Below are 12,360 nucleotides of genomic sequence, written 5' to 3'. Positions count from 1 at the left end.
CCGTCACGGAGAGGTCCGATCATGCCTCCGTGCGCCGGCTGACGTCCGGCGGCCGCTGAACGCATCTCGTCTCGTGCCGCTCGTGGGCGGGGTCGGCGCGGCTCCGCGCCCCACGCCATGGCCTGGCCGAGCGGCAGGGCCTGCCACGTGGCCGGGGTCTAGATCCGCCTGCGCCAAACGTCGATCACGAGGACGGGGCGCATGCCCGCGGAGGTGTAGAGGCCGAGCGCGGGTGTGGTGTTGTTGGCGTCGACCTGCAGCAGCGTGCCCCTGCGCCCGCGGGCGGCGTCGCCGGCGAAGGCCGTGCGCAGCAGGAAGCGGCCGAGGCCGCGCCCGCGGAAGGCGGGCAGGGTGGTGAGGGTGAAGACGTAGCCGCGGTTCTCGTCCTCGGCGAAGTGGTCGGTGCCCACGAGCAGCGCGGCCGACCGGCCGTCGACGCGGGCGACGAGCACCTGCGACCAGTCCGTGGCCGCGGAGGACTCCCTGCGGGCCAGCCACTCCTCGTACGGCAGCGGCACGAAGCCGAAGTGATCGGCGAACCCCTCCTGGTGAAGGCGGTGCGCCTCGCGCCTGAGCTCGTCGGTCAGCGCGGGATGGAGGGTGACGCCCTCGGGCGGCTCGGGCGCCTCGACGGGCCCGTCGAAGTCGATGCCGAGCCGGTGGAAGCTGGTGGCGGCCTCGAATCCGAGCCCCTTGACCAGCGCCTGCTTGTCCTCGTCGGCGCGGTAGACGCCGATGTCGAGCGTCATGCCCTCGTGGCCGCGCTCGGCGGCCAGCTCGCGGGAGCGTTCCACGGCGGCCGCCCAGAGCGCCTCGGTCAGACCGTCGCCGGTGCCCGGCCTGACGACGACCTCGACGTCGGCCTGGTCGCTGTCGCCCTTGGGGAGGACCCACGCCCAGCCGTTCGGGGTGCCGGAGGCGTCCTCGGCCAGCCACGCGTCCCGCTCGGTGTCGAGCTCGCCGAGCTCGTCGGCGATGTCGTCGGGCGTGACGTCGGGGATGCCGATGACCGAGATGTCATAGGCGGCGACGAGCTCGTGCACGGCGGCGGCGTCCGCCGGCCGCGGGCGGCGGAGGGTGTGGCGATCCATGGCGATGATTGTCCACCGTCGTCCCGGGTGGACGCCTCCGGTTTTTCGCACGCCGCGGGGGCGGGCATCCCGGTCCAGGCCAGGTCCCGACCCGGAGGCGGCGCCGCGGCGGTCGATAGGCTGGGCTCGTGCCGATCCGCCCCGCCACCGCGGCCGACCTGCCGGCCGTGGCCGCCGTCTACGCCCACTACGTCGCCACCAGCGTCGTCACCTTCGACGAGACCGCGCCCGAGCTGCCCTTCTGGCAGACCAGGTTGAGGGAGCTCGGCGAGCGCGGGCTGCCGTTCCTGGTGGCCGACGTGGACGGCGAGGTGGCCGGCTACGCCTACGCCGGCCAGTGGCGGCCCAAGCCCGCCTACCGCCACACCGTGGAGGACTCCGTCTACCTGGCGCCGGGCCGTACCGGGCAGGGTCTGGGCAGGGCCCTGCTCGGTGAGCTGTTGCCGCGCTGCGCGAAGGCGGGGGCGCGGCAGGTGGTGGCGGTGATCGCCGACACCGGCCAGGACGCCTCGGCGGCGTTGCACCGGGCGTTCGGCTTCGTCTCCGTCGGGCGGCTGACCGGCGTCGGTTTCAAGCTGGGCCGGTGGGTCGACACCCAGCTCATGCAGCTCGACCTCACCCGCTAGGGGTCAGTCGAGCGCCGCCGCCTGGAGCTTGGCCTCCTCCTGCGCGGCGGGGCCGCCACGCAGCGGGATCTCCTTGATGAAGGCGGCCAGGACGGGCACCACGATCGCGAACAGGATCGCCCACCAGAAGATGCCGGAGATCGCGGACGCCAGCGTCTCGAGGAAGCCGGTGCGCACCTGAGCGGGCAGTTGCCCGAGGGCGGCGGCGTCCATCCTGCCGCCTCCGCCGACCATCTTGTCGGCGGTCTGGGCGCCGAACTTCTCGGTCAGCCCCGACAGCAGCTGGTTGTTGAAGATGGCCCCGAACAGCGAGACGCCGAACGAGCCGCCGATCGAGCGGAAGAAGGTCGAGGCGCTGCTGGAGACGCCCAGGTCCTTCTGCTCGACGCTGTTCTGCGCGATCAGCATCGTGGTCTGCATGAGGAAGCCCATGCCGAGGCCGAGGACGGCGATGAACACGCCGGTCTGCCAGGAGGGGGTCTCGACGCCCATCATCGACAGCAGGAACATGCCGAGCGCCATGACGACGCCGCCGACCACGGGGTAGACCTTGTACTTGCCGGTGTTGGTGATCGCCTTGCCGACGAACAGCGACACGACCATCGCCGCGCCCATCATCGGCAGGAGCAGCAGGCCGGAGTTGGTGGCCGAGGCGCCCTGCACGGTCTGCTGGTAGAGAGGCAGGAAGTTGATCGCGCCGAACATCGCGAAGCCGAGCAGGAAGCCGACCGCCGAGATGAGGGTGAAGTTGCGGTTGCGGAACAGCTGGAGCGGCATGATCGGCTCGGCGGCGCGCCGCTCGACGGGGATGAAGGCGGCCAGGGTGACCACGGCGAGCGCGGCGAGCCCGAGGATCTGCGGCGAGCCCCAGTCGTACTCGTTGCCGCCCCAGGTGGTGATGAGCACGAGGGCGGTGATGCCGACCGACAGCAGGATCGCGCCGAGCCAGTCGATGCGGGCCTCGGTACGGTGCTTGGGGAGCTTGAGCTTGACGGCGAGCAGGACGAGTGCGATCGCGCCGACGGGCAGGTTGACGTAGAAGGCCCAGCGCCAGTCGAGGTGGTCGGTGATGAAGCCGCCGACGAGCGGGCCCGCGATCATCGCCAGGGACATGACGCCCGCCATGATGCCCTGGTACTGGCCGCGCTCGCGGGGCGGGACCAGGTCGCCGATGATGGCCATCGCGTTGACCATGAGGCCGCCCGCGCCCAGGCCCTGCACGGCTCGGAAGGCGATGAGCTCGGCCATGCCGTCGGCGGGGCCGCCCATCATCGACGAGCCTGCCATGCCGCACAGCACCGATCCGACCATGAAGATGACGATCGAGGCCATGAAGATGCTCTTGCGACCGTAGAGGTCGCCGATCTTGCCCCAGATGGGGGTCGAGACCGTCGTTCCCAGCACGTAGGCCGTGACCACCCATGACAGGTGGGTCAGCCCGCCCAGTTCCTCGACGATCCGGGGCATCGCGGTGCCCACGATCATGTTGTCGAGCATGGCCAGCACCATCGCGAGCATCAGGCCTGGCAGTACCGCCATGACCTCCCGCCGTCGCTCCACGGAATCTCCCCGATCTTGACGTTTCACTTACTTGCCGACCGGCAAGCCCACGCTAAGCTAAAGTCTTACTTGCCGGCCGTCAAGTGAAATTGGACCGAAATGCGAGAAGATACGCGGGCGAAGATCCAGGAGGTGGCGCTCAGGCTCTTCACCGAGCAGGGCTACGAAGCCACCTCCCTACGCGAGATCGCCGAGGAGCTCGGCGTGACGAAGGCGGCCCTCTACTACCACTTCAAGACCAAGGACGACATCGTCGCCAGCGTGGCCGGCGACAGAATCGCCGAGCAGGACGAGATGCTCGCCTGGTTGCGGTCACAGCCGCAGACTCCCGAGACCCGCAGGGAGTTCCTCCAGCGCTACGCCGATCAACTCGAGCACTCGCGCCACCAGGATCTCGGCCGCTTCCTCGAGCGCAACCAGACCTCGCTGCGCGACCACCCGACCATCAAGGCGATGCGCATGCGGATGCTGGAGGTGGCCGAGGCGCTCAGCGCCCCCGACGACCCCGTCCGCGTACGGCTGCGCCGTTCGATGGCGCTGTTCACGCTCCACACGGGGATATGGCTGACCCAGCACTACGACCTCACCGACGAGGAGCGGCGCGAGATCGCCCGCAGTGTTGCGCTGGAGATCCTCGAAGGCCCGTGCGGCGATTGAGACGCGTCTCTGGGGGCACGGGCCATCCCATGACAGGGAAAGAGGAGATCACACGCGTCAAGGAGCTCATCGACGGGCTCTACACAGGTCAGGAGCGGCTCAGCCGGCTGGAGATCACCGAGCGGATGACGGCGGCGGAACTGCCCGCCGACCTGATGGTCTACTTCGATCGGCTGCCCGACGGGGACTACGAGGAGGAAGAACTCGTCGAGACTCTCAACCAGATGATCGCGGAGAGGGGCGAGGAGCGCGCGGTCGGCCACATCCCTGAGATCTAGGAGGCGGCAATGGAGGCAACCATCGCACTTCGGCTGCCCAGGGACGCGGCGAGCGTGCCGGTGATCAGGCAGACCCTCGACGGCACCCTGCGCTCGCTGCATGTCGTGCGGCCGATCAGGGAGGACATCGAGCTCATGCTCAGCGAGGCCTGCGCCAACGTGATCAAACACGCGGTGTCGAGCGACGAGTACACGGTGAGCGCGGGCGTCTATCACGACCGCTGCGTCATCAGGGTGGTCGACACCGGCGCGGGGTTCGACCCGCACAGCGTGGACGAGCCGAGCCCCGGCGCCGAGCACGGCCGCGGGCTGCAGATCATGCGGGCGCTGGCCGACGACGTGCGCTTCACCCAGCGCAGGGAGCGCGGGACGATCGTCAGCCTGGAGAAGAGACTGCGCTTCGAGAACGAGACTCCCTCGCCGACACCGCGGCCATGAGGGCGAGGACGAGCAGGACGACGACGGAGATGGCGACCAGCGCGAGGGCGACCAACCCAAGGATGATCGCCAGCGAGGCGGCCAGGCTGAGCAGTGTCCACAACATGACGTGGCCGCTGCCCGGTTTCTACTAGCTCATGCAGCTATCTAGAGAAGTGTCGCTTCCGTGCGACCTGTCCGGGTCCATCCCGCTATGGAGTCAGCCCAGCCGGCCCGGAAGCAGGTCGAGGCGGCGCAGGATGACGCCTTCGCGCAGCGCCCACGGGCACACGTCGAGCTTGTCGATCTCGAACAGGTCCATGGTGGCGTCGGCCACGAGCGCGCCCGCCGCGAGCTGGGCGGCGCGGCCCTCGGAGACACCCGGCAGCTCGGCGCGCGCGGCGGCGCCCATCTTGGTCAGCTTGAGCGCCCACTCGGCCAGGTCGGCCCTGGTCAGCGAGCGCGAGACGTAGGGGCCGTCGCTGGAGGGCGGCGCCCCGGCGATCCTGGCCAATTGCTTGAAGGTCTTGGACGTGGCGACCGCGGCGTGCGGCACGCCGTACTTGACGACGTCGCCGACCCTGCGGGCGATCTCGGCGCGGACGTGCTTGCGGAGCTTGCGAACCTCGTCGGCCGGCGGCGGGTCGGCGGTGAACCAGTCACGGGTCAGCCGCCCGGCCCCCAGCGGCAGGGAGGCGGCGACGTCCGGCTCCTCGTCCATGCCCGAGGCGATCTCCAGCGACCCGCCGCCGATGTCAAGGGTGAGCAGCCTGCCCGAGGACCAGCCGAACCAGCGGCGCGCGGCCAGGAACGTCAGCCTCGCCTCCTCGTTGCCCGACAGGACCTTGATGTCCACTCCGCAACCCGCGTTGATCTCGGCGACGACCTCCTCGCCGTTGGCGGCCTCCCTGACGGCCGAGGTGGCGAAGGCCATGAAGTCCTCGACGCCCTTGTCCTCGGCGATCTGCAGCGCCTCCGCGACGAACGCGCCCAACCGCTCGATGCCCCGCTTCGAGAGGCGGTCGCCGTCCTCCAGGTGCTCCGAGAGACGCATCTCTTCCTTGTGGGAATAGGCGGGAATGGGCCTGGCTCCCCTGTGCGCGTCCACCACGAGCAGATGAACGGTATTGGAGCCGATGTCCAGAACGCCGAGTCGCATGGGCGAACGCTATCGTTCGCGCGGCCGTACGGCGAAGCGGAGCCTGAAGTGATCGAGAAGGGGCGGCCTGCCCACCATCCTGACCTCTCTCTCACGCAGGATCTCATCGAGCACGTGGGTCGCCGTGAGCATCACCAGCCCCTCCCCCGGGCATCTCGCGGGCCCGTCGCTGAAGGGCACCTCGTCCATGAACGACGTGACGACGGCGACCATGCTGCCCGCGGGCACGGTGACCCCGCGCCACGTCGTCGGCGCCGTGGTGTCGCGCAGGATGGCCGGGGTGGTGGGCCAGCGCCGCAGCGACTCCCGCATCGCCGCGCGCAGGCGGTCGGCGTCGCGCGGCTCCTCGCGTGCGCTCAGCAACGCCAGCGCCCGCCATGCCGCGACGCCCGCGGCGTCGTAGGCGAACAGCCAGTGCGGCGCCTGGCCCTCGGGATGCACCGCGGGGTCGGCGCGCGTCTGGGCCAGGACGCGGGCGAGGCTGCCCTGCTCGGCCCTGCGCAGGTGCGCCTCCAGCCGCCGCTGGAAGGCCACCCGCACGTCGGTACGGCGGGCCGCGAAGTAGGACCAGTTGGCGTCCCCGCGCAGCCGGTCCAGCAGCCTGGTGAGCTGCTCGTCGTCGCGGGCCGCGTCACCGAGCACCACGCGCCGCGCGATGCGCCGCTGAGCGGTGTGGAACTCCGGCCAGGTGATCACTCCCCGCGTGGGGAGCGTCGCCACCTCGTCCGCGACCTTGGCGCGCACGGCGTCGGCGATCATGTCAGGCCTGAGCACCTCCTCGTTGAAGGCGCGTCGCTGAGCGCGCAGCTCGGGGTCCCTGGTGACGAGGAGGGCGTCGAGCTGGAAGTGGCCGAGAGCGCCCTGCTTCTCCTTGTTGGCAGGGGTGAACTCGGCGCCGTGCAGCGTCCGCCGCACATCGGCCTCGCTCAGCGGGATCACCGCCCAGCCGCGCAGCGGGATCCGCACCAGCAGGGGACCGCCGTCGTGACGGTCTCGCAGCCTGGCGAGCAACCGGTTGGCCCGCTGGTCGGCCCTGGTCAGGGCGGCCAACCGCACGCCGAGCGGGCGGCGCAGGACGGCGCCCTGGGCGATGATCGGCAGCGCCACCTCCACGCCGAGCCGTAGCGTCTCCCACAGCGAGGCCCTGCCGAGGGTCCTGCCGCGCCGCAGGCGCAACGGCCTGGTGGGGCGGAGCGCGGGATGGTGGTTGCCCTCGGGGTCGAAGTCGGGCAGGCCTACGGCCCTGTCGCGCAGACGCAGCAGCGCGATCCTGCGCTCACCCGCCTCGATGGCGAACACGTCCTTGGTGAGCCGGTGCGCGGTGAGCCTGAGCTTGCCCTCCCTGTTCCGGTAGCCGCCGGGCAACGCCAGATCGAGGTCGTGTCCTTCTCCGCCGTCGAGGATCCGCACGAGCGACTTCGCGCCCGCCAGCCGGACGACGGCCTCGCGCGAACCCGCGTCGAGGGCGGGTACGCCGAGCGGTGGATGATCCAGGACCTCCAGCGTCGCGGTGAACAGGTCGCCCTGGGTGATTGTCGGCATATCTGGGCGAATACCCTTCCTGATGGTCGTGACACTCGAGGGGTGGCCGCGACCGGCCACGCCGCCGCAGGGACGACACGGGGGCGCGAGCGGAGCGGCACCGGGGCGCGACTGCCCGCCCGCGCGGCAATACGCTGACCTCGTGACACGAACCCTTCGTCTGCTGGTGACCGGTGGCGGCACCGGCGGCCACACCTATCCCGCCCTCACCACCCTGGCCGCGGTGCAGCGGCGACGCCTGCCCCACGACGTCCTCTGGGTCGGTACGGCCAGCGGCCTGGAGGCCAGGATCACCGCCGAGCACGGCATCCCGTTCCAGGCGATCACCACGGGCAAGCTGCGCCGCCGCCCGAACCTGCGCGAACTCGGCACCAACCTGGCCGACCTGTTCCGCATCCCCCTGGGCGTCATGCAGGCGATCGGCCACGCCGCCCGCTACAAACCGGACGTGGTGCTGTCCACGGGCGGCTACGTCGCCGTGCCCATCGGAGTCGCGGCCAAGCTGCTGCGCCGCCCGCTGGTGATGCACGAGCAGACCACGGTCGTCGGCCTGGCCAACCGCATCCTGGCCCGGATGGCCACCCGCATCGCGCTCTCGCACGAATCGTCGCTGGAGCACCTGCCCGCCTCCGTGCGCGACAGGGCGGTCGTGACGGGCAACCCGGTGCGGCCCGAGCTGCTGCACGGCGACAGGGCGGCGGCCTACGACCAGTTCGGGCTGACCTTCGAGGTCCCGCTCATCTACGTGACGGGAGGCGCGCAGGGCAGCAAGCAGATCAACACGATGCTCGCGGAGATCCTGCCCCGGCTGCTGCCGTACGCGCAGGTGATCCACCAGTGCGGGCCCGCGTGGATCGAGCAGATGCGCGCCATCGTGCTGCCGCCCGAGCTGGCCGACCGCTACCACCCCGTCCCCTACGTCGGCGCCGAGCTTCCCGACCTGTTCGCCGCCGCGGACGTCGTCATCGCGCGCAGCGGCGCGGGCACGGTCTCCGAGCTGACGGCGATCGGCAAGCCCGCCGTGCTCGTCCCGCTCATCCCGAGCGGCGGCGACGAGCAGCGCAAGAACGCCTCCTATCTGGCCTCCGGCGGGGCCGCCAAGGCGTTGCTGGAGCCGAACCCGTCCGCCGAACTGCTGCTGGCCGAGCTGATGCCGCTGCTGGCCGACCCCGCGCTGCGGGCCGCGATGGCCGAGGCGGCCCACAAGCTGGGCCGGGTCGACGCCGCGGAGGCGCTGGCCGACGTGCTGCTGGAGGTCGCTCAGCCGTCCAGGTAGCGGAAGGCCTCGTGCGCCTCGCCCACACTCCTGCGCAGCGTCTCCTCCAACTGGTCGGCGTCGTCGGCCAGCCTGGAGATCTCCGGTACGGCGAAGCCGTCGGCGCCCGATTCGGCCACCAGCTCCTCGTAGCGCGGCAGGCGGGCGCGCAGTTCCTCGATCTGGCCGCGGGCGTGGTAGGCGCGTTCGGCGTCGGCCACGTGGCCCGCGTAGCGCTCCAGCGCCTCGACCCTGGCCACGACCGCCGCCTCGCTGCTGGCCAGGGCGCGTTCGAGCGGCTGGACGGCCTGGGCCACCTCAGGGGCGACGCCGCGCGCGATGAGCTGGTTGTGCTCGGCGCGCAGGGCCGACAGCTTGGCCAGCAGGCGGGCGATCTCCCACTCCTGCTGGGGCAGCATGACGGCGTTGCGCACGTTGTCGAGCAGCCCTTCGGCGTTGACGTGCGAGCCGAGGACGGAGTTGACCGCCCGCTGGGTGCGCGCCATCAGCGCCAGCGCCTCGGGGTCGAAGTCCTCGGGCAGGTGGTAGCGGCCGTCGTACCAGCGGGCCTGCTCGAAGATCTCGTGCTCGTCGCCCGGCTCGTCCTCGGGCTGCGAGCCCGGCGAGAGTATCTTGACCGTGAACAGCAGCACGAGCGCGCCGAAGCCGAGGAAGGCCGGCTGGACCGCGCCGGTGACCAGGAAGCCGATCGCCAGCGCGAGCAGAGCGGGAACGCCCACAAGGGTGAGCTTGTCGGCGGGCGTCCCCGGCACGAACTCGGGCTCGGGTCGCGGCCGCCATCCGGCCCTGATGCGCGACAGCAGCGGGGCGTTGGCCCTGAACGTCCAGGCCACCTCTTCGGGCACGCCGGGATCGACCACGACCGCCACGTCCTGTCCCGACATTCCCTGGATCATAAGCTCAGCCGTCGAGGAGGCGGAAGGGTTCACGCTTTCGATCGGACGTTCCCCCGTCACGCGAGCGATCATACGCCGCCGGGGCGGATCAGCCCGCTCTCATAGGCCAGAACGACGAGCTGCGCCCTGTCGTGCAGGCCCAGCTTGGCCATGATCCGGTTCACGTGCGTCTTCACCGTCGCGGGGCTCATGAACAGCGTCTCGGCGATCTGCCCGTTGTTCTGCCCCTGCGCGATCCTGCCCAGCACCTCGCGCTCCCTCGGCGTGAGCGCCCCGAGCCTGGGCTCGTCCCTGGGTGCCGCCGTGGCCGCGAACCGCTCGATGAGCCGCCGCGTCACGCCGGGTGACAGCAGGGCGTCGCCCCTCGCCGCCACCCTGACGGCCTGGCGCAGCTCACCGGGCTCGGCGTCCTTCACCAGGAAGCCGCTCGCGCCCGCCCGCAGCGCCTCGTAGACGTACTCGTCGAGGTCGAAGGTGGTGACCACGACCACCCTCGAGGTGCGCGCGCCGACGATCCTGCGGGTGGCCTCGAGGCCGTCAAGCTCCGGCATCCTGATGTCCATCAGCACCACGTCGGGTCTGAGCGCCGCGGCCTGGCGTACGGCCTCGCGGCCGTCGGCGGCCTCCCCCAGCACCGACAGGTCGCTCTCGGTGTCCAGCAGGGCGCGCAGCCCCGCCCTGACGAGTGGCTGGTCGTCGGCCAGCAGCACGGTGATCACGCCGGGAGCCACGCGGCCACGCCGAATCCGCCCTCCGGCCTGTCGCCGGTGCTGAGCGTGCCGCCGACGGCGGCCACGCGCTCGGCCATGCCCACGAGCCCGTGCCCCGCGGGCGAGCCGCCGCCCACGCCGTGCCCGTCGTCGGTGACCTCCACGACCACTCCACCGCGCTCGAAGCGCAGCGTCACGGTCGCCGCGGCCGCCCTGGCGTGCCGCGCGATGTTCGTCAGCGCCTCCTGGACCACCCGGTAGGCCGTCAGCTCCACCGCCGGGGACAGCGGCCGCCGCTCGCCGCTCACCTCGACGCTCACCGGCACTCCCGCGGTCGCGGCGAGCTCCCGCAGCCCGTCGAGGCCCGGCATCGGAGCCCTGTGCTCGGAGCCTTCGCGCAGCACCCCGAGCAGTCCCTTCATCTCGGCCATGGCCTCGCGGCTCGCGCTCCTGATGACGCCGAGCGCGGCGCGGGCCTCGGCGGGCCCGCCCGCGCGGTCGACGGCCTCGGCGGCGACGGCCGCCTGCAGCGCGATGAGGGAGACGGTGTGGGAGGTGACGTCGTGCAGCTCCCTCGCGATCTTGAGCCGTTCGTCGCGGGCCCGTCTGCGCGCCTCCTCCTCGCGGGTGCGCTCCAGCTCGGCGATGTAGCCGCGTCTGGCCCTCGACGCCTCGCCCAGCTGGGCGACCAGGACCACGACCAGCGTCCACACCAGCAGCACCGCCAGGTTGCCCAGCTCGGGGTCGAGCGCGACACCCGCGGCCGGAACCGCGACGAGCAGGCCCGCGCCCGCCCAGCCCGCCCGCCTGTCGTCCGCGGCGATCGCGGCGAACACCGCCATCAGCGGCGGCACGGCCCATAGCGCGTAGGCGTAGCCGAGGGCGAACACCGCGGCCGCGGCCGCGCCGCAGACCGCCACGCTCACCACGGGCCTGTCCTTCAGCCATGCCAGGCCGATCGCGCCTCCGGCCAGCAGGACGTGACCGAGCGCGTCGAGCGGGCGGGCGTGCGGCTGGTTGCCGAGCGCCATGACCGTGGAGACGATCACGGCGACGGCCGTGCAGCCGACCAGGGCGAATCTGCTCACGTCGCCCACCGTAGATCGCTGGGACGACGATGGCATCCAACCTGCGCGGTATTCACGCCTTCATGAGACCCGGGTCGCTCATGGACCGTACATCCTGCCCAGTTCGGCCACCGTGTCGCGCATCAGGTCCCGCAACTCGGCCGGAGCCAGCACCTCGACGCTCGCGCCCATCCGCAGCAGCAGCCAGCGGGCGTGGGGGATCGACTCGATGGGCACCGTGACGGTGCGCCAGCCGTCCTGATCGGGCTCAGGAAGGTCGATCGTGGTGCTCATCGTGTAGTCGAGCAGGCCCTCCGCGCCGGGCGCGACCCTGATGACGGCCTCGGCCTTGTACATCTTCTCGCGGAACTCCTTGGCGTACAGCTGCCAGAACCCGGCCAGGTCGAAGCCCTGGGGCCGCTCGAAGGAGCCGTTGAGCGTCTCCACGGTGAGGACGCGGGAGACCCTGTAGGTACGCGGGGAGCCGCCGGGCGGGGCGGCGACCATGTACCAGGAGCCGCCCTTGAGCACCAGCCCGTACGGATGGATCACCCGGTCCACCACCTGCTGCCCCCAGCGCCGGTAGGTCATGCGGAGCGGCCGCTGGTCCCACACCGCCTCGGCGACCTCGCTCAGGTGGGGGACGTCGTCGGCGTTGCGGTACCAGCTGGGCACGTCGAGGTGGAAGCGCTCGCGCATCCTCGCGGCCTGTGAGCGCGGCTCGGGCGGGAGGGCGGCCAGCAGCTTCAGCTCGGCGTTGGCCGCCACCTCCGCCAGGCCCAGCTCGGCCGCGGGTCCCGGGAGTCCCGCGAGGAAGAGCGAGGAGGCTTCGGCGGCGGTCAGGCCGTTGAGCCTGGTGCGGTAGCCGTCCAGGAGCTGGTAGCCCCCGGTGGGGCCGCGGTCGGCGTAGACGGGAACGCCCGCCGACGACAGGGCCTCGACGTCGCGGTAGACGGTCCTGATCGACACCTCCAGCTCCTCGGCCAGCTCGGTGGCGGTCATGCGGCCACGCGTCTGCAGCAGCAGGAGGAGGGAGAGCAGGCGGCTGGCACGCATGCCCCCATTCTCCCCGGCCCGCCCG

The 12,360-nt window shown here is 71.5% G+C and carries 14 protein-coding genes; 6 read left to right on the top strand and 8 right to left on the bottom strand.

The annotated features are described in order from the left end of the window. Positions 1–158: 158 nt before the first annotated feature. Positions 159–1,091, bottom strand: a complete 933-nt coding sequence (locus tag AC3EO4_RS11005) for a GNAT family N-acetyltransferase (RefSeq protein ID WP_379568616.1) — start codon at positions 1,089–1,091, stop codon at positions 159–161. Between the two features lie 128 nt (positions 1,092–1,219). On the opposite strand from AC3EO4_RS11005, the gene AC3EO4_RS11000 reads away from it, so the two are divergent. Next, positions 1,220–1,717, top strand: a complete 498-nt coding sequence (locus AC3EO4_RS11000; protein WP_379568618.1) for a GNAT family N-acetyltransferase — start codon at positions 1,220–1,222, stop codon at positions 1,715–1,717. Between the two features lie 3 nt (positions 1,718–1,720). On the opposite strand, the gene AC3EO4_RS10995 is transcribed toward AC3EO4_RS11000, so the two are convergent. Next, positions 1,721–3,277, bottom strand: coding sequence for an MDR family MFS transporter (locus tag AC3EO4_RS10995; RefSeq protein ID WP_379568620.1), 1,557 nt, complete (start codon positions 3,275–3,277; stop codon positions 1,721–1,723). Positions 3,278–3,376: 99 nt separating this feature from the next. Here AC3EO4_RS10995 and AC3EO4_RS10990 point away from each other — a divergent pair, with 99 nt between their 5' ends. From AC3EO4_RS10990 to AC3EO4_RS10975, 4 genes are read left to right on the top strand one after another with little or no spacing between them, the layout of a single operon-like run. Continuing rightward, on the top strand, positions 3,377–3,934 hold the full coding sequence (locus AC3EO4_RS10990) for a TetR/AcrR family transcriptional regulator (RefSeq protein WP_431895187.1): 558 nt from the start codon (positions 3,377–3,379) through the stop codon (positions 3,932–3,934). Positions 3,935–3,963: 29 nt separating this feature from the next. Next, the gene (locus AC3EO4_RS10985) at positions 3,964–4,212 is read left to right on the top strand and encodes a hypothetical protein (RefSeq protein ID WP_379568624.1); all 249 of its coding nucleotides are present in this window, start codon (positions 3,964–3,966) and stop codon (positions 4,210–4,212) included. Positions 4,213–4,221: 9 nt separating this feature from the next. Beyond that, positions 4,222–4,650, top strand: a complete 429-nt coding sequence (locus AC3EO4_RS10980) for an ATP-binding protein (protein WP_379568625.1) — start codon at positions 4,222–4,224, stop codon at positions 4,648–4,650. After that, positions 4,647–4,784 carry a hypothetical protein gene (locus tag AC3EO4_RS10975; protein WP_379568627.1) on the top strand — a complete coding sequence of 46 codons (138 nt, stop codon included), beginning with the start codon at positions 4,647–4,649 and terminating at the stop codon, positions 4,782–4,784. Before AC3EO4_RS10980 ends, AC3EO4_RS10975 begins: the two co-directional genes overlap by 4 nt. Positions 4,785–4,849: 65 nt before the next feature. Here AC3EO4_RS10975 and AC3EO4_RS10970 read toward each other — a convergent pair whose 3' ends face one another. Then, a complete protein-coding gene (locus AC3EO4_RS10970) occupies positions 4,850–5,788 on the bottom strand; it encodes a Ppx/GppA family phosphatase (protein ID WP_431895186.1) in 939 nt (312 codons plus the stop codon). A 9-nt stretch (positions 5,789–5,797) separates the two neighbouring features. Continuing rightward, on the bottom strand, positions 5,798–7,330 hold the full coding sequence (locus tag AC3EO4_RS10965) for a cytochrome P450 family protein (RefSeq protein ID WP_431895184.1): 1,533 nt from the start codon (positions 7,328–7,330) through the stop codon (positions 5,798–5,800). A 142-nt stretch (positions 7,331–7,472) separates the two neighbouring features. Between AC3EO4_RS10965 and AC3EO4_RS10960 the strand changes: the two genes are divergently transcribed. Beyond that, on the top strand, positions 7,473–8,606 hold the full coding sequence (locus AC3EO4_RS10960; protein WP_431895183.1) for a UDP-N-acetylglucosamine--N-acetylmuramyl-(pentapeptide) pyrophosphoryl-undecaprenol N-acetylglucosamine transferase: 1,134 nt from the start codon (positions 7,473–7,475) through the stop codon (positions 8,604–8,606). Here the strand turns inward: AC3EO4_RS10960 and AC3EO4_RS10955 are convergent. The 4 genes from AC3EO4_RS10955 to AC3EO4_RS10940 all read right to left on the bottom strand — a co-directional run bounded on the left by AC3EO4_RS10955 (position 8,591) and on the right by AC3EO4_RS10940 (position 12,335). Next, positions 8,591–9,490 (bottom strand): hypothetical protein, encoded by a 900-nt coding sequence (locus tag AC3EO4_RS10955; RefSeq protein ID WP_431895181.1) that lies wholly within the window; start codon positions 9,488–9,490, stop codon positions 8,591–8,593. The genes AC3EO4_RS10960 and AC3EO4_RS10955 overlap by 16 nt on opposite strands. 80 nt (positions 9,491–9,570) lie before the next feature. Further along, positions 9,571–10,221 carry a response regulator gene (locus AC3EO4_RS10950; protein ID WP_379569175.1) on the bottom strand — a complete coding sequence of 217 codons (651 nt, stop codon included), beginning with the start codon at positions 10,219–10,221 and terminating at the stop codon, positions 9,571–9,573. Further along, positions 10,218–11,300 (bottom strand): sensor histidine kinase, encoded by a 1,083-nt coding sequence (locus AC3EO4_RS10945; RefSeq protein ID WP_379568636.1) that lies wholly within the window; start codon positions 11,298–11,300, stop codon positions 10,218–10,220. The genes AC3EO4_RS10950 and AC3EO4_RS10945 overlap by 4 nt, the downstream gene beginning before the upstream one ends. 78 nt (positions 11,301–11,378) lie before the next feature. After that, complete coding sequence (locus AC3EO4_RS10940; RefSeq protein ID WP_379568638.1) at positions 11,379–12,335, bottom strand: helix-turn-helix transcriptional regulator; 957 nt, start codon at positions 12,333–12,335, stop codon at positions 11,379–11,381. Positions 12,336–12,360 lie beyond the last annotated feature (25 nt).

The organism is Nonomuraea sp. bgisy101 (genome assembly GCF_057708945.1).
This window is presented reverse-complemented; position numbering and strand designations above follow the sequence as displayed.

Bases quoted from the DNA above. Each gene is read 5' to 3' on its own strand.
- AC3EO4_RS10965 (WP_431895184.1), bottom strand. From the start codon at position 7,330: ATGCCGACAATCACCCAGGGCGACCTGTTCACCGCGACGCTGGAGGTC.
- AC3EO4_RS10980 (WP_379568625.1), top strand. From the start codon at position 4,222: ATGGAGGCAACCATCGCACTTCGGCTGCCCAGGGACGCGGCGAGCGTG.
- AC3EO4_RS11005 (WP_379568616.1), bottom strand. From the start codon at position 1,091: ATGGATCGCCACACCCTCCGCCGCCCGCGGCCGGCGGACGCCGCCGCC.
- AC3EO4_RS10975 (WP_379568627.1), top strand. From the start codon at position 4,647: ATGAGGGCGAGGACGAGCAGGACGACGACGGAGATGGCGACCAGCGCG.
- AC3EO4_RS10955 (WP_431895181.1), bottom strand. From the start codon at position 9,490: ATGTCGGGACAGGACGTGGCGGTCGTGGTCGATCCCGGCGTGCCCGAA.
- AC3EO4_RS10990 (WP_431895187.1), top strand. From the start codon at position 3,377: ATGCGAGAAGATACGCGGGCGAAGATCCAGGAGGTGGCGCTCAGGCTC.
- AC3EO4_RS10940 (WP_379568638.1), bottom strand. From the start codon at position 12,335: ATGCGTGCCAGCCGCCTGCTCTCCCTCCTCCTGCTGCTGCAGACGCGT.
- AC3EO4_RS10985 (WP_379568624.1), top strand. From the start codon at position 3,964: ATGACAGGGAAAGAGGAGATCACACGCGTCAAGGAGCTCATCGACGGG.
- AC3EO4_RS10970 (WP_431895186.1), bottom strand. From the start codon at position 5,788: ATGCGACTCGGCGTTCTGGACATCGGCTCCAATACCGTTCATCTGCTC.